Raw genomic sequence first — 20,606 nt, 5'->3', positions numbered from 1 at the left:
GGCAGGGTCCTCCTAACCGGTGGGTCCGGATTGTGGATAAGGTCGTGGCCCGAGCCGGGACGACCCAAGCCGGCGAGACCGCGTCTCCGCGCCATGGGCGGGGGCAAGACCCCCGGGTTGTCCACGGTTCGTCCACAACCTATCCACAGAGCCCCTTACGCAAAAAGACCCTTCCACCGGCCCCGGTGGGCGGTGGAAGGTCGAAGCTCGTCGGCCTCCCAGTCGACGGCTGTGGGACGGTGTAGATTCCGCGCGCCGGCCGGCGTCTCCTGCCGGCGCATGCGGTCGAGTCGTGCCGGGCGGCGTCGCGGTATCAACAGCCTATCCACAGGATGTGAATAAGAAGGGCTCGGAGGGACGCCCCCGCGGCCGCCCGACGGGGCAGCGGCGACTCGTGTCGTCGTCGGAGGCCGGCGCCACGATGATAGCAGGTTCCTGGGAACTCCCACAATCGGATCGCATGGGCTGGGGGCGGGCGCCGGGGCACCGTGCGGGCAGGCGGCGGGGATGCACGGGGGCGGGGTGGAGGCAGTGCCGATCCCGGTCGGGGACGCACCGGGACCGCCGGCGCGTTGACACCGTGCAGGGGGCGCCGCTATAATGGCGCTGCTTTGAAGCCGCCGGAACGGGCGATGCCTCGGGGTTCCGGCGGTTTTTGCACGCAGGGCCACCCGGGGCCGCTCGGGGCGGCCTCCGGCCGAACCCGGCGAGCCGGGAAGCGGGGTGGAGGGGATGAAGCGCACCTATCAACCCAACCGGCGGCGCCGGCACCGGACCCACGGCTTCCGCGTGCGCATGCGCACGAAGGCGGGGCGACGGGTGCTGGCGCGCCGGCGGCGCAAGGGGCGCCACCGCCTGGCGGTCTGAGCGGGGCGAGGTCCGGTGAGCCTGCCACGGCCGTGGCGCCTGCGCCGCGGCGAGGAGTTTCGCCAGGTGCGGCGGGCGGGGCGGGCGTGGGGGAACCGGTGGGTGGTCCTCTACGCCTGGCGGCCGGATGCGGCGCGTCCGCCGCAGCCCGCGGATGCCGGTGGCCGCGACGGGGTGCCCGCCGCGGGTCATGGCCCCGCGGCGGGCGGTCCGACGCGAATCGGCATCACGGTGGGCCGTCGCCTGGGCAAGGCGGTGCGGCGCAATCGCGTCCGCCGCCTGCTGGCCGAGGCCTTCCGCCGGCTGGCGCCCCGGGTCGCGCCGGGCTGGTGGCTGGTGGTGGTGGCCCGGGACGCCGCGGCCGATCTGGATTGGGAGACGGCGTGCCGGGCGCTGGAAGACGTCTTGCGCAAGGCGCGACTGTTGAGGCCCCCTGTCTCAGGGGGCCTTCGCGGTGGTGGGGGAGAGGCGAGGCCTCGGGCGGGTGCGGGCGCGGCCGGTCCCGGGGCCGCGCCCGGGCGCCAGCGGATGGGGTCGGGGCGCGAGGCGGGCCAGGGAGCGGAGGCCCGCGGCGCAGCGCGTTCCGGCGCATCGGACCCGGGCGGCGGGCGGGACGGGTCGGCGCCGGGAGCGGGCACCAAGCGGGCGGCGACGGAGCCGGGAGGGAGGGCGCCGTGTTGACGCGCCTCTTGCTGCTGGCGATCCGGTGCTACCGGCGGTGGCTGTCGCCATGGAAGCCGCCCAGCTGCCGCTATGCGCCCACGTGTTCCGCGTACGCCCTGGAGGCGGTGGCGCGCCACGGCGCCTGGCGCGGCGGGTGGCTGGCGCTGCGGCGCATCCTGCGCTGTCACCCGTGGGCGCCGGGGGGCTACGACCCGGTGCCCTGAGGCCGGTGCCCTGAGGCGCGCCGGTGGGACCGCGCCAGGGGGCAAGGAATCAGGATAGCCGTGGTCGAACTGGCAGAAGATTGTGGTGCCCGCGCCGCGTCCGCGGGGGTCCCGTCGGGCCGCACCACGGCCAGGAGGCCCGGTCGGGGACGGCAGAAGGAGGCGCCCGGATTTGAGTCAGCTCTGGCATTGGTTCGTGGCCGCCATCGAGGCCGGGCTGGAGTGGAGCCGGGCGGTGACGGGCAGCGCCGGCCTGTCCATCATCCTGTTCACCGTGCTGGTCCGGCTCCTGCTCCTGCCCCTGACGTTCTCCCAGATGCGCTCGATGCAGCGGATGCAGGCGCTGCAGCCCGAGGTCGAGCGGATCCAGAAGCGGTACCGGAACAACCCCCAGAAGGCCAACGAGGCGATCATGAAACTGTGGCGGGAGCACAACGTGAACCCCGCCTCGGGCTGCCTGCCGTTGCTCATCCAGTTCCCCATCCTGTACGGGCTCTTCCTCGCGCTGCGCACCTTCAGCAGCGGCGCCTTCCTCTGGATCCCGGACCTCCGCCATGCGGATCCGTACTTCGTCCTGCCGATCCTCGCGGGCGTGACCACGTACGTCCAGATGAAGACGGCGATGACCGTCACCCAGCCCCAGCAGCGCACGATGCTGGTCCTGATGCCGCTGATGCTGACCTTCTTCGCGTGGAGCTTCCCTGCGGGGCTGGCGCTGTACTGGGTGACCAGCAATGTGTTCTCCATCGTGCAGCAGATCTGGATGAACCGGCAGCAGCCCGCGCCGGCGCCGGCGGGAAAGGGGAAGAGAGGGCATGAGCGCGGGATCTCCTGAGCTGCCCGGGACGGGACCGTGGATCGAGGTGCGGGGGCGGACGGTGGAGGAAGCCCTCGCTGCGGCGGCTCGCCAGTTGGGCGTCGGCAGGGAGGAGCTGGAGGCGCGGGTGCTGGTGGAGCCCGCGCGGGGTTGGCTGGGGCTGGTGGGCCAGCGCGACGCCGTGGTGGCCGCCAGGGTGCGGCCCACGAAGGCGCGTTTCGCCGCCGCCTTCCTGGACGAACTGGCGCGACGGGCGGGGCTCGCGGTCCAGGTTCACGTGGAGGAGTCCGACGATCGCATCGTGGCGCGGATGGATGGCGGTCCGGAGCTGGGGGCGTTCATCGGCCGCCACGGGGTGGCGCTGGACGCCTTGCAGTACCTCCTCAACGTGGCGGCGGCGCGCGTCAGCGACGAGCGGCGGCGGGTCCACCTGGATGTCGCAGGCTATCGGGAACGGCGGCGGCAGGCGCTGGAGCGGCTGGCGCTGCGGATGGCGGAACGGGCGCGACGGACGCGGCGACCCGTGGCCCTGGCGCCGATGCCGGCCGCCGAACGACGTGTGGTCCACCTGGCGTTGCAGAACCACCCGGAGGTGCGGACCGAGAGCACGGGCACCGAGCCCTATCGCCGCGTGGTGATCGTGCCGCGGCGGGCGGCGCGGGGGAGCGGGTTCGCAGCGGGCGGCCGGCCGTAGGGTGGAGCGGCGGGGCTTGCTCAGCCGGACCCTGGTCGCCCGGGCACCGTGGTTCGTCGGAGAGGGGGGGCAGGGGTGGACCCGGCGTCGTGGAGGGAGCGCCTGGCGGCGTACTGTGGCGCCTTCGGCGTGCGGGTCAGCGGGGCGGCGCTGGAGGCGATGCGAATCCACTGGGAGCTGGTCCGTCGGGCACGGGGCCGGGTCAACCTCACCGCCATCACCGAGGACGACGAGGCCCTGGTGCGACACTACCTGGACTCGCTGATGGCGCTGGCCGTCGGCGAGGCATGGCCCGAAGAGGGTGTGCTGGTCGATCTGGGGAGTGGCGCCGGGTTCCCCGGCATCCCGCTGCTGCTGGCGCTGGGGCCGCGGTGGCGAGGCCTGCTGTTGGAGGCCCAACGGAAGAAGGCGCGGTTTTTGGCCGAGGCGGTGGCGACGCTGGGCCTTGCCGAACGGGTGACGGTGCAGGCGCGTCGGGCCGAGGAGGCGGGTCACGACCGGCAGTGGCGCGGTCGAGCCGCGGCCGTGGTGGCGCGGGCGGTCGCGCCGCTCGCCGTGGTGGTGGAGTACGGACTCCCGTTCCTGGGCGTCGGCGGCCGGCTCTGGGCGTACAAGGGGCCGCGGGTGGAGGAGGAGCGCACGGCGGCGGAGCAGGCGGCGCGGGTGCTGGGCGGGCGGCTGGCGGCGCTCCACGGTTTCCGCTTGCCGGGGGGCGCCGGGGAGCGGGTGATCGTGGAAGTGGTCAAGGAGCGCCCGACCCCGGAGGCCTATCCGCGGCGCCCGGGCGTGCCGGCGCGGCGGCCCCTGGGTGGAGGGCCGGCGGCGGGCGGGAGGTTCGGCATGACCGCGTCGCGCCCAGGGGGAGAGGGGCTTGGCCGCGCCGGGGGAGGGGCGGCGGGCGGCGGCGTCCGGGCCCCGGGATGGGCCGGCCGGGCCGCCGGCGCCGGGCGCGGGACCCGGTAAGGGCCAGGGCGAGGGTGCGACCGGGGGCGGGCGAGAGACGGAGGTCCCGGGAGGGGCCCGGGTCGGCAGCGGCGGGCTGGGGATTCCAGAGGAGGACGCGTATGCGAGCGGGGCGATGGCTTGCCTGGGTGGGTGGACGTCGCGAGGGGGAGGGGGCGGCATCGCCGGAGGCGGGGGCGGCCGGCGGCGGGGGCGCCCAGGACCTGCGCCGGCTTCCCGTGGCGGCGATCCGGCCCAACCCCTTCCAGCCGCGCACCCAACTGGACGATGCCTCGCTGGAGGAGCTGGCGGAATCCATCCGGCGGGTGGGGCTTCTGCAGCCGCTGCTGGTTCGTCCCGGCCCGGCGGGCGGCTACGAGCTGGTGGCGGGCGAACGGCGGTGGCGGGCCGCGCTCCGGGCCGGCCTGGAGGAGGTGCCGGCCGTCGTCCGCCCGTTGTCGGATCGCGATGCGGCGGTGTTGGCGCTGGTCGAGAACCTGCAGCGGGAGGAGCTGGGCTTCTTCGAGGAGGCCCTGGCCTATCAGGACGTGATCCAGCGGTTCGGCCTCACCCAGGAGGAACTGGCGAGCCTGCTGGGACGGCAGCAGTCCACCATCGCCAACAAGCTGCGGCTGTTGCGCTTGCCGCCCGCCGTGCGGGACCGGATCGTGGCCGCAGGGCTGAGCGAGCGGCATGCGCGGGCGCTGCTGCGGCTGCCCTCGGCGGCGCTGCAGGTGGCGGTGTTGGAGGAGGCCGTGGCGGGCGGGTGGAGTGTGCGGCAGCTGGAGGAGCGGATCGCGGCGATCCTGAAGGAGGAACGGAGTCACGAGCCGCCGGCCGGGGGCTCGGAGCGCGGTGGGGCGCGGCGGCGGCGCCGGCTGGAGGGGTTGCGGGCCATCAAGGACGTGCGCATCCTGCTCAACACCGTCCGCGCAGGGGTGGAGACCCTGCGGCGCGCCGGGCTGGACGCCAGGGTGGAGGAGCGCGAGGACGAGGGGTTCGTCGAGGTCCGGATTCGCATCCCCAAGGCGGGGCGCGGCACGGCGGCGCGAGGGCGAGACGAGCCGGGCCACCGCGGCGGGGGGGCCGGGGCCGAGGGCGGGGCGGATGGGAGCCGCCAGGTGGCGGCGCCATCGCCGTGAGGGGGAGCCGCCGGCCGCCCGCGGGCTGGCCCCGCGGCACGGGGTGGGGTCGGGCGGCAGGAGCCGCGGGTGTTCCACGTGGAACATTAGCGCGCCCGGGGCCCCGGGCCGGGAGGAGGCCGCATCGGCCATGGGACGGGTCATCGCCATCGCCAACCAGAAGGGTGGCGTCGGCAAGACCACGACGACGGTGAACCTGGGAGCCTGTCTGGCCGCGCTGGGTCGGCGGGTGCTGGTGGTCGACATCGATCCCCAGGCGAACACCACCAGCGGCTTCGGCCTGGACAAGGGGCGCGTGGGCCGCAGCATCTACGACGTGCTGATCGACGAGCGCAGCCTGCGGGAGGTCATCCGGTCCACCGCCATCCAGGGCCTGTGGTTGGTCCCGGCCAACATCGAACTGGCCGGGGCGGAGCTGGAGCTCGTCGGCATGATCGGGCGGGAGACCCGGTTGCGCCGGGCGCTGGAGGGGGTGCGCGAGACGTTCGACTTCGTCCTCATCGACTGCCCGCCCTCCCTCGGGCTGCTCACCCTCAACGCCATGGCGGCGGCCGACGGGCTCTTGGTGCCGATCCAGTGCGAGTACTACGCCCTCGAGGGCCTGAGCCAGCTCCTCAACACGCTCCGGGCGGTCCAGGCCCACCTGAATCCGGACCTGGTCCTCGACGGCGTGGTCCTGACCATGTTCGACGGGCGCACGAACCTCTCCATCCAGGTCGCCGAGGAGGTCAAGCGCTTCTTCCGCGACAAGGTGTTCCGCACCATCATCCCGCGCAACGTGCGCCTGTCGGAGGCGCCCAGCCATGGTCAGCCGGTGATCGTCTACGACGCCCGCTCCCGCGGGGCCGAGGTGTACATGGAGCTGGCCAAGGAAGTGGTGGAGTATGTCGAGGAGCAAGCGCGGGCTGGCTAGGGGGATCGACGTCAAGGGCCTGGAGGCGCTGTTGCCCGGCGTGCGCCCCGATCCGGCGGCAGGCGAGCAGGTGGAGCAGATCCCCGTCGAGCGCATCCGGCCCAATCCCTACCAGCCGCGCCGCCAGTTCGACCCCGACGCCCTGGCCGAGCTGGTGGAGTCGGTCCGGCAGCACGGCATCGTCCAACCGCTGCTGGTCCGGCCGGAGGGCGACGGGTACCGCCTGGTGGCCGGGGAGCGCCGGTGGCGCGCCGCCCAGGCCGCGGGCCTCGCCACGGTCCCGGCGGTGGTCCGCGAGTTCTCGGACGTCGAGATGATGGAGATCGCCCTGGTCGAAAACCTGCAACGGGAGGACCTGAACCCCATCGAGGAGGCCCAGGGCTACCGCACGCTGAGCGAGGAGCTCGGCCTCACCCAGGAGCAGATCAGCCAGCGGGTGGGCAAGAGCCGGTCCCACATCGCCAATCTCATGCGCCTGCTCTCCCTCCCGGACGATCTCCGCCGCCTGGTCGCCGAGGGCAAGCTCAGCACGGGCCACGCCAAGGTCCTGCTCGGCGTGGGCTCGGCGGCGGAGATGCGGCGCCTGGCCGCCCAGGTCCTCGCCGAGGGCTTGACGGTGCGCCAGCTGGAGGACCGCATCGCCCAGCGGCCGGCGCGGCCCCGTCGCTCCCGGCGGGTGACCGGGCCGCCGGCCCCGGAGGTCGAGGATCTGGTCAACCGTCTGCAGCGGGCCCTCAACACGCGGGTTGCCATCCGGGGTCGCGGGGCGCGGGGGCAGATCGTCATCGAGTACTACAGCTGGGATGACCTGGAGCGCATCCTGGCCCGGCTCGAGGCCTCGGCCGCCCCGCTGTGACGGCGAGGCCGCGGCGCCATCGGGCCTTGCTCGCCGGCCCGTCGCGCGATGCGGGCCTCTGAACCGGCTCCGAACCGGGCCCGCCGCCGGCAGGGGCGAGGCGCCGTTGGCGACGCAGCCGCGGGCGAAGGGCGGGGGGAGACCCATGGACTCGTTCTGGTCGGCGATACCCTGGGATCAGGCATGGGAGATGGTGGGGCGGGCCGGGACGGCCGTCGTGGCCCACTCCGCCGCGATGGCCGTCATCTCGCTGGGGGTGGCGATGCTCGCCGTCTGGCAGGCGGTGGCGGCGCATCGCCGTCTGCGACGGCTGGAACGGTGGTTGCGGGCACCGGGGTGGGACAGCGCGGCGGCATCGCGACAGCCCGACGACGCGGAGACGGGGGCGATCCTCGGTCGCCTGCACCGGCTCGAGATGGCCCAGGACGAGGTGGCCCGCCGGGTGACCCAGCTGGCCGAGGAACTGGCCCGGTGCGTCCGGCATGTGGCCGTGGTCCGCTTCAACGCCTTCCCCCACACGGGGGGCGAGCAGAGCTTCGCCCTGGCGCTGTTGGACGCCCAGGGCAACGGGGCGGTGATCACCACCCTCGCCGGCCGGGAGGAGTGCCGGACCTACGCCAAGCCGATCACCGCGGGGAGTTCACCGTATCTGCTGAGCGACGAGGAGCGGGAGGCCATCCGCAGGGCGATGGGGGGCGGGGCGCCCGAACCGGCCGTGGGCGCCACCGCATCCGGGCCGGCGCGTCCGCGGGAGCCGGCCGCCCGGCCTTGAGGGGGCGGGTCCGGGACCGTGATCGGGCAGGGGGAAGGGGCGGGCGCGGTGTCGACCGATGGCGCGGCGCACCCCCATCGGCCCCTTCCCCGACCGCGGCCGGCGCGGCCGGCGGCGCGTCCCCAGAGAGGAGACGGTGGCATTGCCAGGCATCGTGGCCATAGTCAACCCCGTGGCCGGCCGCGGGCGGGCGGGTCGGGCCTGGCCGGCCTTCGAAGCCGCCTTGCGGGACCGCGGCTTCGAGCTGGAGGTCTGGTTCACCTCGGGTCCCGGCGACGCCCGGGACATGGCGCGCCGAGCCCGCGACCGCAAGGTCGATCTCTTGCTGGTCACCGGGGGCGACGGCACGGTCCACGAGGCGGTCAACGGCACGGGACCGGACGGCCCCCCGCTGGCCGTGGTGCCGCTCGGGACCGGCAACGACCTGGCCCGCGGGCTCGAGATCGTGGCCAGCCCGGGGGCGGTGGCCGACCTCCTCGCCCGGGGGCGGCGGCGTCGTCTGGACCTCGGCTACCTCGAGACCGGTGCGGGCGGCCGCTACTTCGTGAACGTCAGCGGGGTCGGCTTCGACGCGGAGGTGGCGCGGCGCGTGGCGCAGTCCGGCGGCCCCGGGCGGGGCGCCGTCCCCTACGTGCTGGCGATGTTGCAAACGCTGCGGGCATACCGGAACGTGCCGATGGAGATCGACATCGACGGACGCACCCATCGTCACGTCGCCCTGATGACCGTCGTGGGGAACTCGCCCTATTACGGCGGCGGGATGCACATCCTGCCCGGCGCCTGCCCCGACGACGGGCGCTTCGACGTCCTCCTCATCGGCGACCTGGGCAAGCTGGAGACGCTCCTGGTGTTTCCACGGGTGTTCCGCGGCACCCACGTCCGCCACCCCAGGGTGAGGAGCCTGCGCGGCCGCACCGTGGCGATCCGCAGCCCGGAGCCCGTGGCGGTGCACGCCGACGGCGAACCGGTGGGCCACCTCCCCGTCCGCTACTGCAACTTCCCCGGCGGCATGGTGGTCCTGGTACCGGCGAGGGACGGGCGGCAGCGCTCCCTCTGCCCAGGCGAGGCGGAGGAACCGGCGCGGCCGGCCATGCCGGGCGAGGCCGTGCCGTGCCCCGCCCGGCTGGCCGTCGAGCCGGACGACGGCCCGGACCAGGGCCGCGTCGGCGCGGGACCGTCGATGCGGCCGGGCGCCCCCGAGGCCACCCCGGCGCCGACGCCGGGCGACCGCGAAGGGTGGTGAGGCGCCTCACCGCCACAGCCGGCCCAGGCGCAACCGGCAGGATTCCGGCAGCCACGGCGCTCCCCGTCCCGCCGGATCGTCGTCCACGGCGTAGCCCGTGCGGCTGCCCAGGGCAGGCGGCGCCCCCGGCGCGGTCGGCGCCGACCCGGTGCGGCGAGCCCCGATGCCGCCTGGATCGTCCTCCTCGCCGGATCCCCGGTGCCAGCGGCCGGCTTCGGTCCTGCTGGGCGAGGCCGCAGCCACGGTGGCCGCCGCCGCGCCGGCCAGGGCACGCGGCCGCGGCCCGGCCGGCAGAGCGTCCATCCCCCGAGCACCCGCGGGGCGACGACCCTCCCGCGCCGCCCACTCCTTGAGGGGGCCCCGATCACCCTCATCACCCACGGCCGGCGCTCCGTCGGGCGGGAGACCCCCGGGATGGCCGGCCGTCCCGCGATCGCCGTCGCTCTCGGGGCTCTGCCCGAGGTACAGCCGCAGCCCCCAGGCGACGCCGGCGGCGATGGCCTCGGCCATGCGCAGGACCAGGCCGAGGCGGGTGTTCTGCAGGACGAAGTACTCCATGAAGCCGCCCACGTTGACCGTGCCCGTGACGAAGAGGTGGCCCACCGCGGGCAGACTCTTGTTGACCCCGGCGCCCGGTTGCAATGCCCCGCGCCCCGCGCTGATGGTCCCCACGTTCTCGCTCCGGCCGAGGCAGGCGTCGATGGCCAAGACCGTCGTTCCGGGACCGAGGGCGGCCAACCGGGCCAGTGCCTGGTCGAGGTTGCCGGCGTGGACCGGTTCGTCCAGGGTCCCGAGCAGCTCCACCGCCTCCCGCGGCAGTGGGCGATGCCTGTCCAGGAGGGTGCCCACCAGGGGTCCCAGGGCATCGCCGGTGGAACGGTCGGTGCCGATGCAGACCACGGCTACGCGTCGACCACCCCGCTGGGCAAGCCAGCGGGCCAGGGTGTCGCCAAGGCGACGCCACCCGTCCGGGTCGTCGGCTCGCACCCGCAGCTCCGCCCGGAACGGGGGCGGCGCCGGCCCCGGGCGAGCCGGCCGGGCATCAGGTCGGGACACGCCGGCTTCCCTCCCGCCAGCCGCCGGCATCCCCCGAGGGGAAGACCGGGACGACGCCGATCCCGCGGGTCCGCCTTCCCGGTGAGGGACGCCGCTGAAGTATATGGCTGCGGGCGCGAAAGGTATTCAGCGACGCCCGTCGACGGAATTCAGCAGCATCCAGCCGGTCCCCTGCGAATAACCCCGCGCATCGGGAGGAGTCGTCCCCTTTCCGTTGAATCACCCGTTTAAACTCCATCGCAGGGGGGATTGTTGGGTGGGTGCACGGCACGTGCCATGGGCCCGCCGGACGGCGCTGGCCGCGCTGACCGCGGCATCGCTGGTTCTGGCGGCATGCGGCGGGGGCGGGGGAACCCCCAGCTCCGGCGACGGCGGGGGCGCCGGGGGCGGTGGCGGCGGGACCATCAAGGTCGGGCTGCTGATGCCGCTTACGGGGCAGATCAGCCAGTTCGGCGAACAGACCCGCAACGGCGCCATGCTCGCCTTCAAGCAGAAGAACAACCAGGTGGGGAACTACACCATCGACGTGGTCACCGAGGACGACAAGAACGACGAGGCCGAGGCGGTCGCCCGGGTCCAGAAGCTGGTGACGGAGGACCAGGTGGTGGTCGTGATCGGTTCCGTCTCCTCCCGCATCTCCATCCCGGTGTCCGAGGTGCTGGAGGAGCAGGGCGTGGTCATGATCTCCCCCACCTCCACGGCGGACCAGCTCACGCCCGGCAAGCAATGGATCTTCCGGGCCTGCTTCTACGACTCGTTCCAGGGCGAGGTCATGGCCAAGTTCGCCCGCGAGCAGCTCCAGGCGGACACGGCCGCCATCCTCTACGACCTCGCGAACCCGTACAGCGAGGGGCTGTACAAGTCGTTCGAGGCCGCCTTCAAGGAGTTGGGCGGCAACGTGGTCAAGGTCGAGAGCTACAAGACCGGCGACCAGGACTTCCGGGCGCAGCTGACCAGCATCGCCTCGGCCAATCCGGACGTGCTCTTCCTGCCCGACTACTACAACCCGGTGGGCCTCATCGCCCAGCAGGCGCGGGAGGTCGGGGTGAAGGCGACCCTGCTGGGCCCCGACGGCTGGGATGACAGCCAGCTGTACGAACTGGGCGGCGACGCGATCCTCGGCGGCTACTTCTCGAACCACTACTCCATCGAGCAGGAGAACCCGGAGTCGAAGGCCTTCGTCGAGGCCTATCGCCAGGAGTACGGCAGCGATCCCAGCGCCCTGGCGGCCCTCGGCTACGACGCCGCGAATCTCCTGCTGGACGCGATCCAGCGGGTGATCGACAGCGGCGGCGATCCCACGGATCCGCAGCAGATCCGCGACGCCCTCGAGCAGACCCAGGGCTTCAAGGGGGTCACGGGGACCATCACCTTCGACGAGAACCACAACCCCGTGAAGGACGCGGTGGTGCTGCAGACCACGGAGGACGGCCACAAGTACGTCACCACCGTGTCCCCCCAGTGAGGGGGCGCGGCTTCACCCGGCCCGCGCCAGCGCGGGCCGCGTCGGCCGAGGCAACGCGAGACCGCCCAGGGAGGTGGGCGCCGCCCGGGTTCGGGCGGCGCCCACCTTCCGGGGGTCGGGAGGGTTGGCGACGGTGGAGATCGCGATCCAACAGCTGATCAACGGCATCCAGCTCGGGGCCGTCTACGCCCTCATCGCCGTCGGCTACACGATGGTCTACGGCGTGGTGAAGATGATCAACTTCGCCCACGGCGACGTCTACATGGTGGGCGCCTACCTGGCCTTCGCGGTCACCGCCGCGGTGGCCGGCGGGCGGCTCGGCACGGGTCAGGGGCTGCTCCTCTTCGTCGTCGGGCTCCTGGCCGCGATGGTCGGGTGCGCCTTGTTGGGGGGGCTCATCGAGCGGGTCGCCTACCGGCCGCTGCGGAACCAGCCACGGCTGGTGGCCCTGACCACCGCCATCGGCGTCTCGCTGCTCCTGGAGAACCTGATGCAGATCATCGCGGGGCCCAACCCACGCCCCTTCCCGGCCCTGATCCCCGCGTACCAGGTCGACCTGGGCGGCGTCTTCCTGAACGTCCGCTTCCTGGTGGCGCTGGCCGTGGCCCTGGGGATGATGGCCTTCCTCCACTACCTGGTGATGCGCACCCGCATCGGCAAGGCGATGCGGGCGGTGGCCTTCGACCTGGACGCCGCGCGGCTGATGGGGATCGATGTGAACCGCGTCATCGCCGCCACGTTCATGCTCGGATCCGCCCTGGCCGCCGCCGCCGGCGTGCTGGTCGGCGTCACCTACTCCCGCATCGATCCCTTCATGGGCATCTTGCCGGGCCTCAAGGCCTTCGTGGCGGCGGTGCTCGGCGGCATCGGCAACATCCCCGGGGCCATGGTGGGCGGCCTGATCATGGGCCTGGCCGAGGTCGCCGTCGCCTCGGTCCGGTCGGAGCTGACGCACGCCGTGGCCTTCCTCATCCTGATCGCGGTGCTGCTGTTCAAGCCCACGGGGCTCCTGGGGGAGCGGGTCTACGACAAGGTCTGACGCCGTGTGCCCACCGTGGCGGGCGGCGCTGCAAGGGGGCTCCGGGATGGGCCCCGGCCGCCGGTCCGGAGGTGGACCGCGGCGCCGCCGACGATGTCGTGGTGGCGTCGGGATCGCGGCGGTGGCTTCCGGACCTCGGATCGGCACGGCCCGTTGGCGTCAAGGCCGGGCGCCCGTCCGACCCCGCGACGGTGCGGTCCGTCGGCCCGTCGCGTCGCCGCCGGCGGACGTCCGACCCGGGAGGGGCGCTGCGGACCGCGCGCGGCGGACCGTCGGGTCGCGGCCCCGGGGGGCGGGACCTGCGAGCCGGGGTGCGGCGCCGGGGAGCGTCGGGCCCGCGCCACGGCGGCGCGGAGCGGCCCATCCCGTACGGCGTCGCGGCGGGCGCGAGGGACACGGACCCAAAGGAGGTCAAGCGGTGAGCGAGTTGGCACCGGCAACCGCGGCGGCAACCCTGCGGACGACGCCCTGGCCCGTGGTCGTCGGCCGGTGGCTGCTGCAGCTGGTGGTCATCGTCGGCCTGTACCAGCTGTTGCTCACCTGGGCGGCGGGGAACCGTTACCTGCAGGTGGTCCTGATCCAGGCGGGCATCTACGTGATCATGGCCGTGGGACTCAACCTCATCCTCGGCTACACCGGCCAGCTGTCCATCGGCCACGCGGGGTTCATGGCGGTGGGGGGCTACGCCGCGGCGATCCTGACCAAGTTCTTCGACATCCCCTTCCCCGTGGCGCTGGCGGCCGGCGGCTTGGCCGGGGGCATCGCCGGCTTGCTGGTCGGCATCCCGAGCCTGCGCCTGCGGGGCGACTACCTGGCCATCGCCACCCTCGGCTTCGGGGAGATCATCAGCGTGCTGCTGTCCCTGATCGACGAGGTGCCCGTCGGCTCCCGCGTGATCGAAGTCGGCGGCGCCCAGGGCCTGATCGGCATCCCGCGCCACACCACCTTTGCCTGGACCTACGCGCTGGCCGTGCTGGCGATCAAGGTGGTGTGGCACTTCGTCCACTCCACCCACGGCCGCGCCTGCATCGCCATCCGGGACGACGAGGTGGCCGCCGAGGCGATGGGCATCCCGACCACCCGCTACAAGGTCTTGGCCTTCACCATCGGCGCCGCCTTGGCGGGGATCGCCGGCGGCCTGCACGCCCACCAGTACCTGTACCTCAACCCGGCCCTGGCGGGCTTCATGAACTCGGTGTTCATCCTGGTGATCGTCGTCATCGGGGGCATGGGGAGCACCACCGGGGCGGTGGCCGCCGCCCTGTTCTTCACCTACGTCAACCAGGCCCTGCCCAACTGGATGCAGGCCCTGCACCTGCCCGCCACCATCGACCCGCCGGCGGTGCGCATGGTGCTGTTCTCGCTGCTCCTCATCCTCACCATGCTGGTGCGCCCCCGGGGACTGTTCGGCGGCGTCGAGCTGACGTGGGAGCAGATCGGCCGCGTGGGGCGGGCGCTCTATGGCGCCGCCCGCCGCCCCGGCGTCCCGAGGGGGGGAGCGGCCTGATGGAGAGGCCGGCCATCGGCGCCACGAACCAGGGTTCGACCAGCGCGGCCGCCGAGGCCCTGCCCGTGGTCCTGGAGTGTGCGGGGCTCACCATCCGCTTCGGCGGCCTGGTGGCGCTGGCGGACTTCAACCTCACCCTCCGGCAGGGGGAGCTGGTGGGGCTGATCGGTCCGAATGGCGCGGGGAAGACCACGGTCTTCAACCTGATCACCGGGATCTATCGGCCCACGGCGGGGGATGTCCGCCTGTTCCACCGCTCCATCGTCGGCATGCGTCCCCACCGCATCACCCAGCTGGGGATCGCGCGCACGTTCCAGAACATCCGTCTATTTGCCAACATGACCGTGCTGGACAACGTGCGCACCGCCTTCCACGCGCGAACCCGCACGGGGGTGCTGTCCGCGATCCTGCGCACCCGCGGGTTCCACGCGGAGGAGCAAGCGGTGACCCGCCGCGCCCTGGAGCTGCTGGAGACCCTCCGGCTCAGCCACCGGGCGGGGGAGCTGGCTCGCAATCTGCCGTACGGCGAGCAGCGCCGCCTGGAGATCGCCCGGGCCCTGGCCACGGGGCCCCGCGTCCTGCTGCTGGACGAACCGGCGGCCGGCATGAACCCCAGCGAGTCCCGCGAGCTCCGGGACCTGATCGAGGACGTGCACCGGCGGTTCGGCCTGACCACCCTGCTCATCGAGCACCACATGGACGTGGTGATGACCGTCTGCGAACGGGTCGTCGTCCTCGACCACGGGCGGACCATCGCCGAGGGCACGCCCGACGAGGTCCGCCGCAACCCGGCCGTCATCGCCGCATACCTGGGCGAGGAGGCGGTCTGATGCTGCTGCACGTCGAACGGCTCAGCGTCGCCTACGGGGCCATCAAGGCCGTCCAGGACCTGTCCCTCGAGGTGGCCGAGGGGGAGATCGTCGCCCTGCTGGGCGCCAACGGCGCCGGGAAGACCACCACCCTGCGCACCATCAGCGGCCTGATTCGGCCGCGCGCGGGCAAGGTGGTCTACGACGGACGCGCCATCACCCAGTGGCCCGCCCACCGCATCGTCGAGGCGGGGCTGGTCCACGTGCCCGAGGGGCGACGCGTGTTCGCCCCCCTGACGGTCCGCGAGAACCTGGAGCTCGGGGCCTACACGGTGCGGGCGGCCGCCGACGTGGAGGCGCGGATGAAGGAGGTCTTCGCCAAGTTCCCGCGCCTGGAGGAACGCCAGCACCAGTTGGCGGGCACCCTCTCCGGGGGCGAGCAGCAGATGCTGGCCATCGGCCGGGCGCTGATGGCGAGGCCCCGGCTGCTCTTGCTGGACGAACCGTCGCTGGGCCTGGCGCCTTTGTTGGTCCGCGAGATCTTCGCTACGATCAAGGAGATCAACCAGCGCGACGGGGTCACGATCCTGCTGGTCGAACAGAATGCCCACCAGGCGCTGCAGATCGCCAGCCGCGCCTACGTGCTGGAGAGCGGACGCCTGGTGCTCTCCGGACCCGCCGCCCGTCTGATCGACGACCCGAAGGTGCGCGAGGCCTACCTGGGTGCCTGATGCCGCGGGGACGCGTCCGCCGTGGCGGGGCGGAAGGGAAGGGCGACGGCATGGAGGGTCGATCCCCTGTCGCCACGCCACCGGGATCCTGGGTGGTCGATGGCGCGCTGGTCGCGGTCCTGCTCGCCTCTGCATGGCGCGGTGCGCGCCGCGGCGGCCTGGCGACGCTGGCCGGCTTGGCGGCCATGGTCGCCTCCGCCGCGTGGCTGGCCGGTCGCGCGGACGACGTCATCGCCTGGGCAGCGGCCCGCGGCCTGGTGACGGGACTCGCCCGGCTCGTCGAGCCGTGGCTCGCCGCGTGGCTACCGGCCGACCTGCTGCGGGCGCCGGTGCAGCCGGCCACCCTGCTAAGGGCGCTGGACCTCCTCGCCCGCGGCGCCGGAGCCCCGTCGGTCGAGGACGGATGGGGGCGGCTGGTCCGGGAGGCGGCGCGCACCATCCCCCCGGGGGCCACGGTGGGAGAGCTCCTGGCGACGGCGCTGGCGGGCGCGGTGATCGCCGACCTCTGCCTCTACGCCGTCCCGCTGGCCCTCGGCCTCGTCCTGGGCGCCGTGGCGCGACGCATTGTAGCTTCGCTCCCCGCCCTCCGGCGGACGCCGTGGGAGCGATGGCTGGGCCTCCTGCTCGGCGGCTGCGAGGGCGCCATCGTGGCGGGCGGGGTGCTGGTGCTGGTGCACCAGCTGCGAGGGCACGTACCGACCCCGTTCGGCGCCTCCGGGTGGGACGCGCTGGAGCAGGCGCGGCTCGCAACCTGGTTGGTCGCGGGCTGGCAAGCGCTGTGGTCACGCCTGACCGCGGCCGCCGGCTCGTCATGGGAGGGGGCGGGGTGACGCCGTGAGCGGTCCCAAGAAGTTCTACCTGGGCGACATCGTCCGCATGCGCAAGACCCACCCGTGTGGATCCGACCGCTGGGAGGTCCTGCGGGTGGGCATAGACTTTCGCATCCGCTGCCTGGGATGCGGCCACCTGGTCCTCATGCCGCGACGCAAGTTCGAGCGTGCGGTGCGCCAGGTGTTGGGCGGCCCGAACCGTCCGCCGGCCGGTACCGACGGCACGGGGTCCGACGCGCCATCCCAGCCGTGACGGCCGACATCCGAACCAGCCCGGCCATCGCCGGGTCAACACCGGTCCATTGCCCGGGAAATAGGGGGGCGTCGTCGGCCCTTGCGTTGACACCCGCCACCCCCGGCGTTAAGGTAGGGCGTGTGGCCCGGCGAACGGCCGGGTCGTCCCGTCTCGTTGCCTTCCTGCTCCCGCCGGCGCCCGCCCGGGCGCCCTGGCGGGGGCCGCACGCCCAGAGGAAGGAGGTGCCGCCGTGCGCGCCTACGAGATGATGTACATCACCCGCCCGGATCTGGACGACGACGCCCAGAAGGCGATCCTCGACCGACTGCAGAAGGTCGTCGCCGACGGCGGCGGGGCCGTGGAGCAGGTCGACGTGTGGGGGCGCCGCCGCCTGGCCTACGAGATCGCCGGCTACCAGGAGGGGCACTACACCGTGGTGCGCTTCCAGGCCCCGCCCGGCGTCACCCAGGAGCTGGAGCGGGTGATCCGCCTGACCGACGGCATCATCCGCCACATGATCATCCTGCGGGAGAAGGTGGCCTGACGGGCGCCCGAGCAGGCTGGTCCGGCTTGCAGCCGTGGGGCGGGGCGCGGCCGACCCGCCGGGCGGTCCACCCGCGGGCTGCGACCCGGGAGGGGGTCCCACCGGTGTTGAACGTGGTCGTGTTGATCGGCCGGCTGGTGCGCGATCCGGAGCTGCGCTACACGCCCAGCGGCGTGGCCGTCGGCGGCTTCACCCTGGCCGTGGATCGCCCCTTCACCAACCAGCAGGGTGAGCGGGAGGCCGACTTCATCGACGTCGTCGTCTGGCGGAAGCTGGCGGAGACGTGCGCCAACCACCTCAGCAAGGGGCGGCTGGTGGCGGTGCGGGGCCGCCTCCAGGTGCGCTCCTATGAGACCCAAGACGGGCAGCGCCGCCGCGTCGCGGAGGTGGTGGCCGACGACGTCCGGTTCCTGGACCGGGCGCCCGGGGCCGACCGCGGGACGACAGCCGACACCCAGGCGGGGGAAGAGCTGGCCGACTTCGGGGACGTGACCGGCTTGCCCGACGACGACATCCCCTTCTGAGCCGAGGAGGTTGCGACGCGACATGGGGCGCCGTGATCGGCGCAAGCGCCGCAAGGTCTGCGAGTTCTGCGTCAACCGCATCGCGGTGGTGGACTACAAGGACAGCGGCCGCCTGCGCAAGTTCCTGACGGAGCGGGGCAAGATCCTCCCGCGCCGCATCACCGGCAACTGCGCGCGTCACCAGCGCCAGCTGACCCGTGCCATCAAGCGGGCGCGGATCATGGCCCTGCTGCCGTTCACCATCGACTGAGACCGGGACGGGGAAGCCTACCCCGTTCGTGGACGGCGCGACGCATCCGCCGGGGCGGCGCGAGGACGACCGCGCTTCCGGTGGCTGCTGAAGGCCCGCCGCTGCGGCGGGCCTTGCGCGTCCCCGGCGCGGCCCTGGCGAGGTGGGCCGTGCCGGAGGGAAGGCCGCCCGTCCTGGAGAACGTCTGGCCGTGGGGCCGCGCCGTGCCCCCCTCGCGGGCGGGTCCGCACCGGCCGCTGGAGGGGCGGCGCGCAAGGAAGGAGCCGGCGCCGTGGACGATCCCGTACCGGGCCTGGACATCACGGAGAGCCTTCAGGTCCTGGACTGGCTCAAGGCCGAGCTGGTCAGCGGAGCCGGCGCGGTCTTGCGGGCGGGACTCCAGCGGGATCCGGCCCGGCTGCTGGAGGCGCTGGCCGCGCTCCAGATCACCGTCTACGCCCTGGCCCGGCGTTCCGGCATCCCCGTGGAGCGCCTGGAGGCCGAGGTGGTGCGTCGTCTGGCGGCCGAGGCGCTCTCCGGCCACTACCTGGAAGAGCGCTTCGGCGATCTGAGCGCCATCCGCCAGCACCTGGAGCGGCGCACCCGACCGGCGGCGGGGGCATAGGCGCCGCGGCGGGAGGAGGAGATGGGCCGTGAAGGTCGTGCTCTTGCAGGACGTCAAGGGCCTGGGCCGCAAGGGGGAGGTCAAGGAGGTCGCCGACGGATACGCCCGCAACTTCCTGCTTCCCCGCGGCCTGGCCCGGGAGGCCACGCCCGCGGTGCTCCGCCAGCTCCAGCAACAGGAGGCGGCCCGCCAGCGCCGCGCTCAGCAGGAGCTGGCGCAGGCCCGCGCCGTGGCGCAGCGCCTCGAGGGCCAGACCGTCGAGGTGCGGGCGCGGGCCGGCGAGAACGGCCGCCTGTTCGGCTCCGTCACCAGCCAGGACGTGGCCGAGGCGCTGCAGCGCGCCTTCGGGGTCAAGGTCGACCGGAAACGGGTCGAGCTGCCCGAGCCCTTGCGCCAGGTGGGCTCCTATGGGGTGGCGCTGCGCCTGCACCCCGAGGTGACGTGCCACATCACGGTGACGGTGCGCCCGGAGGCGTGAAGCCGTGACCAGCCTGCCACCGGCCGAGCGGGTTCCTCCCCAGAGCGTCGAGGCCGAGCAGTCCGTCCTCGGCGCCATCCTGATCGACCGCGAGGCGTTGGCTCGGGTCGTCGAGATCCTCGAGCCCTCCCACTTCTACCGTGAGGCGCATCAGCGCATCTTCGAGGTGGCGGCCGAGCTGTTCGAGCGGGGCGAGGCCGTCGACACCATCACGCTGAGCGAGGCCCTGCGCCAGCGGGGCCTGTTGGAACGGGTCGGCGGCCTGGCCTATCTGACCTCGCTGGCCAACGCGGTGCCGACGGCCGCCAATGCGGAGCACTATGCGCGGATCGTCGAGGAGAAGGCGCTGCTGCGGCGCCTGGTGGCCGCGGCGACGGACATCGCGCGGCGGGCGTACGAGGGGCAGGACCCGGCCGAGGTCCAGATCGACCAGGCCGAGCAGGCGATCTTCGCCATCGCCCAGGACCGCCGGCGGCAGAGCTACGCCTCCATCCGCGACGTCCTGGTGGACACCTTCGAACACATCGAGCGCCTGTACCTACACCAGGGCGAGACCATCGGCGTGCCCACGGGCTTTCGCGACCTGGACAGCATGCTGGCGGGCCTGCACCCCTCGGAGTTGATCATTCTGGCGGCCCGGCCGTCCCAGGGCAAGACCACCCTGGCGATGAACATCGTCGTCCACGCCGCCGCCCATGGCTACCCGGTGGGCGTCTTCAGCCTGGAGATGTCCCGGGACCAGCTGGCCATGCGGCTGCTGGCCGCCGAGGCACGCCTCAACCAGCAGCGCCTGCGGACCGGCATGCTGGCGGAGGACGACTGGCCTCGCCTCACCGACGCCATCGGCCGCCTCAGCGAGCTGCCGGTGTTCATCGACGACACCCCCAATCTGTCCATCATGGAGGTGCGGGCGCGGGCGCGGCGCATGAAGGCGGAGCACGACATCGGCCTGCTGGTGCTGGACTACCTGCAGCTCATGCACACGCGCGGCCGAGTGGAGAGCCGCCAGCAGGAGATCTCGGAGATCTCGCGCTCGCTGAAGGCGCTGGCCCGCGAGCTGAAGATCCCGGTACTCGCCCTCTCCCAGCTGAGCCGGGCGGTCGAGCAGCGACAGGACCGGCGGCCACAACTCTCCGACCTGCGCGAGTCGGGCGCCATCGAGCAGGACGCCGATGTGGTGCTCTTCATCTATCACAACCCCGAGGAGGCGGCCGAGAACGTGGTGGAGATCATCGTGGCCAAGCAGCGCAACGGCCCCACGGGCTCGGTGAAGCTATACTTCCTGAAGGAGTTCGGCCGCTTCGGCAACCTGGACACCCGGCACGCCCTCGCGTGACCGCGGGCGCGGGGCCGCGCGCCCGTGCCCGGCGAGGCCGCGGAGGGGCTCATGTCGTCGGGAAA

Annotated in this window: 25 protein-coding genes; 24 read left to right on the top strand and 1 reads right to left on the bottom strand. The window is 73.3% G+C overall.

The genetic code is table 11. The annotated features are described in order from the left end of the window. The first annotated feature begins 732 nt into the window (after window positions 1-732). The 11 genes from rpmH to Q5761_RS12290 all read left to right on the top strand — a co-directional run bounded on the left by rpmH (window position 733) and on the right by Q5761_RS12290 (window position 9,133). Complete coding sequence (gene rpmH, locus Q5761_RS12340) at window positions 733-867, top strand: 50S ribosomal protein L34 (protein ID WP_135224608.1); 135 nt, start codon at window positions 733-735, stop codon at window positions 865-867. A 15-nt stretch (window positions 868-882) separates the two neighbouring features. Next, entirely contained in the window at window positions 883-1,548 is a 666-nt protein-coding gene (gene rnpA, locus Q5761_RS12335) for a ribonuclease P protein component (RefSeq protein ID WP_318750731.1), read from the top strand. Beyond that, window positions 1,545-1,754 (top strand): membrane protein insertion efficiency factor YidD, encoded by a 210-nt coding sequence (yidD, locus tag Q5761_RS12330; RefSeq protein WP_167758841.1) that lies wholly within the window; start codon window positions 1,545-1,547, stop codon window positions 1,752-1,754. Before rnpA ends, yidD begins: the two co-directional genes overlap by 4 nt. Window positions 1,755-1,926: 172 nt before the next feature. Further along, entirely contained in the window at window positions 1,927-2,589 is a 663-nt protein-coding gene (locus Q5761_RS12325; protein WP_318750730.1) for a YidC/Oxa1 family membrane protein insertase, read from the top strand. After that, complete coding sequence (gene jag / locus Q5761_RS12320; RefSeq protein WP_318750729.1) at window positions 2,570-3,265, top strand: RNA-binding cell elongation regulator Jag/EloR; 696 nt, start codon at window positions 2,570-2,572, stop codon at window positions 3,263-3,265. The genes Q5761_RS12325 and jag overlap by 20 nt, the downstream gene beginning before the upstream one ends. Window positions 3,266-3,340: 75 nt before the next feature. Beyond that, a complete protein-coding gene (rsmG, locus tag Q5761_RS12315; RefSeq protein WP_135224603.1) occupies window positions 3,341-4,228 on the top strand; it encodes a 16S rRNA (guanine(527)-N(7))-methyltransferase RsmG in 888 nt (295 codons plus the stop codon). A 101-nt stretch (window positions 4,229-4,329) separates the two neighbouring features. Continuing rightward, window positions 4,330-5,349, top strand: a complete 1,020-nt coding sequence (locus tag Q5761_RS12310) for a ParB/RepB/Spo0J family partition protein (RefSeq protein WP_135224602.1) — start codon at window positions 4,330-4,332, stop codon at window positions 5,347-5,349. A 130-nt stretch (window positions 5,350-5,479) separates the two neighbouring features. Next, entirely contained in the window at window positions 5,480-6,262 is a 783-nt protein-coding gene (locus Q5761_RS12305; RefSeq protein ID WP_135224601.1) for a ParA family protein, read from the top strand. Continuing rightward, window positions 6,234-7,118 (top strand): ParB/RepB/Spo0J family partition protein, encoded by an 885-nt coding sequence (locus Q5761_RS12300; RefSeq protein ID WP_135224600.1) that lies wholly within the window; start codon window positions 6,234-6,236, stop codon window positions 7,116-7,118. Before Q5761_RS12305 ends, Q5761_RS12300 begins: the two co-directional genes overlap by 29 nt. A 145-nt stretch (window positions 7,119-7,263) precedes the next feature. After that, window positions 7,264-7,890 (top strand): DUF4446 family protein, encoded by a 627-nt coding sequence (locus Q5761_RS12295; RefSeq protein WP_318750728.1) that lies wholly within the window; start codon window positions 7,264-7,266, stop codon window positions 7,888-7,890. Between the two features lie 142 nt (window positions 7,891-8,032). Further along, the gene (locus Q5761_RS12290) at window positions 8,033-9,133 is read left to right on the top strand and encodes a diacylglycerol kinase family lipid kinase (RefSeq protein ID WP_318750727.1); all 1,101 of its coding nucleotides are present in this window, start codon (window positions 8,033-8,035) and stop codon (window positions 9,131-9,133) included. Between the two features lie 6 nt (window positions 9,134-9,139). On the opposite strand, the gene yyaC is transcribed toward Q5761_RS12290, so the two are convergent. Beyond that, complete coding sequence (gene yyaC, locus Q5761_RS12285) at window positions 9,140-10,189, bottom strand: spore protease YyaC (RefSeq protein ID WP_167758840.1); 1,050 nt, start codon at window positions 10,187-10,189, stop codon at window positions 9,140-9,142. 256 nt (window positions 10,190-10,445) lie between these two features. On the opposite strand from yyaC, the gene Q5761_RS12280 reads away from it, so the two are divergent. The 13 genes from Q5761_RS12280 to dnaB all read left to right on the top strand — a co-directional run bounded on the left by Q5761_RS12280 (window position 10,446) and on the right by dnaB (window position 20,541). After that, window positions 10,446-11,654 (top strand): ABC transporter substrate-binding protein, encoded by a 1,209-nt coding sequence (locus Q5761_RS12280; protein ID WP_135224597.1) that lies wholly within the window; start codon window positions 10,446-10,448, stop codon window positions 11,652-11,654. A gap of 133 nt (window positions 11,655-11,787) precedes the next feature. Beyond that, a complete protein-coding gene (locus Q5761_RS12275) occupies window positions 11,788-12,693 on the top strand; it encodes a branched-chain amino acid ABC transporter permease (RefSeq protein ID WP_135224596.1) in 906 nt (301 codons plus the stop codon). Between the two features lie 418 nt (window positions 12,694-13,111). Then, on the top strand, window positions 13,112-14,200 hold the full coding sequence (locus Q5761_RS12270; protein WP_135224595.1) for a branched-chain amino acid ABC transporter permease: 1,089 nt from the start codon (window positions 13,112-13,114) through the stop codon (window positions 14,198-14,200). Continuing rightward, a complete protein-coding gene (locus tag Q5761_RS12265) occupies window positions 14,200-15,030 on the top strand; it encodes an ABC transporter ATP-binding protein (RefSeq protein WP_371413484.1) in 831 nt (276 codons plus the stop codon). Before Q5761_RS12270 ends, Q5761_RS12265 begins: the two co-directional genes overlap by 1 nt. Next, a complete protein-coding gene (locus Q5761_RS12260; RefSeq protein WP_135224594.1) occupies window positions 15,030-15,740 on the top strand; it encodes an ABC transporter ATP-binding protein in 711 nt (236 codons plus the stop codon). Before Q5761_RS12265 ends, Q5761_RS12260 begins: the two co-directional genes overlap by 1 nt. Before the next feature lie 50 nt (window positions 15,741-15,790). Continuing rightward, window positions 15,791-16,570 carry a CvpA family protein gene (locus tag Q5761_RS12255; RefSeq protein WP_135224593.1) on the top strand — a complete coding sequence of 260 codons (780 nt, stop codon included), beginning with the start codon at window positions 15,791-15,793 and terminating at the stop codon, window positions 16,568-16,570. A gap of 4 nt (window positions 16,571-16,574) precedes the next feature. Next, window positions 16,575-16,823, top strand: coding sequence for a DUF951 domain-containing protein (locus tag Q5761_RS12250; RefSeq protein WP_318750726.1), 249 nt, complete (start codon window positions 16,575-16,577; stop codon window positions 16,821-16,823). Window positions 16,824-17,055: 232 nt separating this feature from the next. Beyond that, complete coding sequence (gene rpsF, locus Q5761_RS12245; RefSeq protein WP_135224591.1) at window positions 17,056-17,349, top strand: 30S ribosomal protein S6; 294 nt, start codon at window positions 17,056-17,058, stop codon at window positions 17,347-17,349. A gap of 104 nt (window positions 17,350-17,453) precedes the next feature. Then, complete coding sequence (locus Q5761_RS12240; RefSeq protein ID WP_135224590.1) at window positions 17,454-17,873, top strand: single-stranded DNA-binding protein; 420 nt, start codon at window positions 17,454-17,456, stop codon at window positions 17,871-17,873. Window positions 17,874-17,895: 22 nt separating this feature from the next. Continuing rightward, window positions 17,896-18,123: a 30S ribosomal protein S18 gene (rpsR, locus tag Q5761_RS12235; RefSeq protein ID WP_135224589.1), complete on the top strand. Its 228-nt coding sequence runs from the start codon at window positions 17,896-17,898 to the stop codon at window positions 18,121-18,123. 271 nt (window positions 18,124-18,394) lie between these two features. Then, on the top strand, window positions 18,395-18,727 hold the full coding sequence (locus tag Q5761_RS12230) for a MazG-like family protein (protein ID WP_135224588.1): 333 nt from the start codon (window positions 18,395-18,397) through the stop codon (window positions 18,725-18,727). A 28-nt stretch (window positions 18,728-18,755) separates the two neighbouring features. Beyond that, window positions 18,756-19,205: a 50S ribosomal protein L9 gene (gene rplI / locus Q5761_RS12225; protein ID WP_318750725.1), complete on the top strand. Its 450-nt coding sequence runs from the start codon at window positions 18,756-18,758 to the stop codon at window positions 19,203-19,205. 4 nt (window positions 19,206-19,209) lie between these two features. Continuing rightward, entirely contained in the window at window positions 19,210-20,541 is a 1,332-nt protein-coding gene (gene dnaB / locus Q5761_RS12220; protein ID WP_135224586.1) for a replicative DNA helicase, read from the top strand. Window positions 20,542-20,606: the final 65 nt, after the last annotated feature.

Source organism: Thermaerobacter composti (assembly GCF_033582035.1).
Lineage (GTDB): Bacteria > Bacillota > Sulfobacillia > Thermaerobacterales > Thermaerobacteraceae > Thermaerobacter > Thermaerobacter composti.
This window is presented reverse-complemented; position numbering and strand designations above follow the sequence as displayed.

What these genes read in the sequence shown, in the direction of transcription:
- rpmH (WP_135224608.1), top strand. Translation starts at nt 733, where the DNA reads ATGAAGCGCACCTATCAACCCAACCGGCGGCGCCGGCACCGGACCCAC.
- Q5761_RS12255 (WP_135224593.1), top strand. Translation starts at nt 15,791, where the DNA reads ATGGAGGGTCGATCCCCTGTCGCCACGCCACCGGGATCCTGGGTGGTC.
- Q5761_RS12260 (WP_135224594.1), top strand. Translation starts at nt 15,030, where the DNA reads ATGCTGCTGCACGTCGAACGGCTCAGCGTCGCCTACGGGGCCATCAAG.
- Q5761_RS12310 (WP_135224602.1), top strand. Translation starts at nt 4,330, where the DNA reads ATGCGAGCGGGGCGATGGCTTGCCTGGGTGGGTGGACGTCGCGAGGGG.
- rpsR (WP_135224589.1), top strand. Translation starts at nt 17,896, where the DNA reads ATGGGGCGCCGTGATCGGCGCAAGCGCCGCAAGGTCTGCGAGTTCTGC.
- Q5761_RS12305 (WP_135224601.1), top strand. Translation starts at nt 5,480, where the DNA reads ATGGGACGGGTCATCGCCATCGCCAACCAGAAGGGTGGCGTCGGCAAG.
- jag (WP_318750729.1), top strand. Translation starts at nt 2,570, where the DNA reads ATGAGCGCGGGATCTCCTGAGCTGCCCGGGACGGGACCGTGGATCGAG.
- Q5761_RS12265 (WP_371413484.1), top strand. Translation starts at nt 14,200, where the DNA reads ATGGAGAGGCCGGCCATCGGCGCCACGAACCAGGGTTCGACCAGCGCG.
- Q5761_RS12295 (WP_318750728.1), top strand. Translation starts at nt 7,264, where the DNA reads ATGGACTCGTTCTGGTCGGCGATACCCTGGGATCAGGCATGGGAGATG.
- Q5761_RS12300 (WP_135224600.1), top strand. Translation starts at nt 6,234, where the DNA reads ATGTCGAGGAGCAAGCGCGGGCTGGCTAGGGGGATCGACGTCAAGGGC.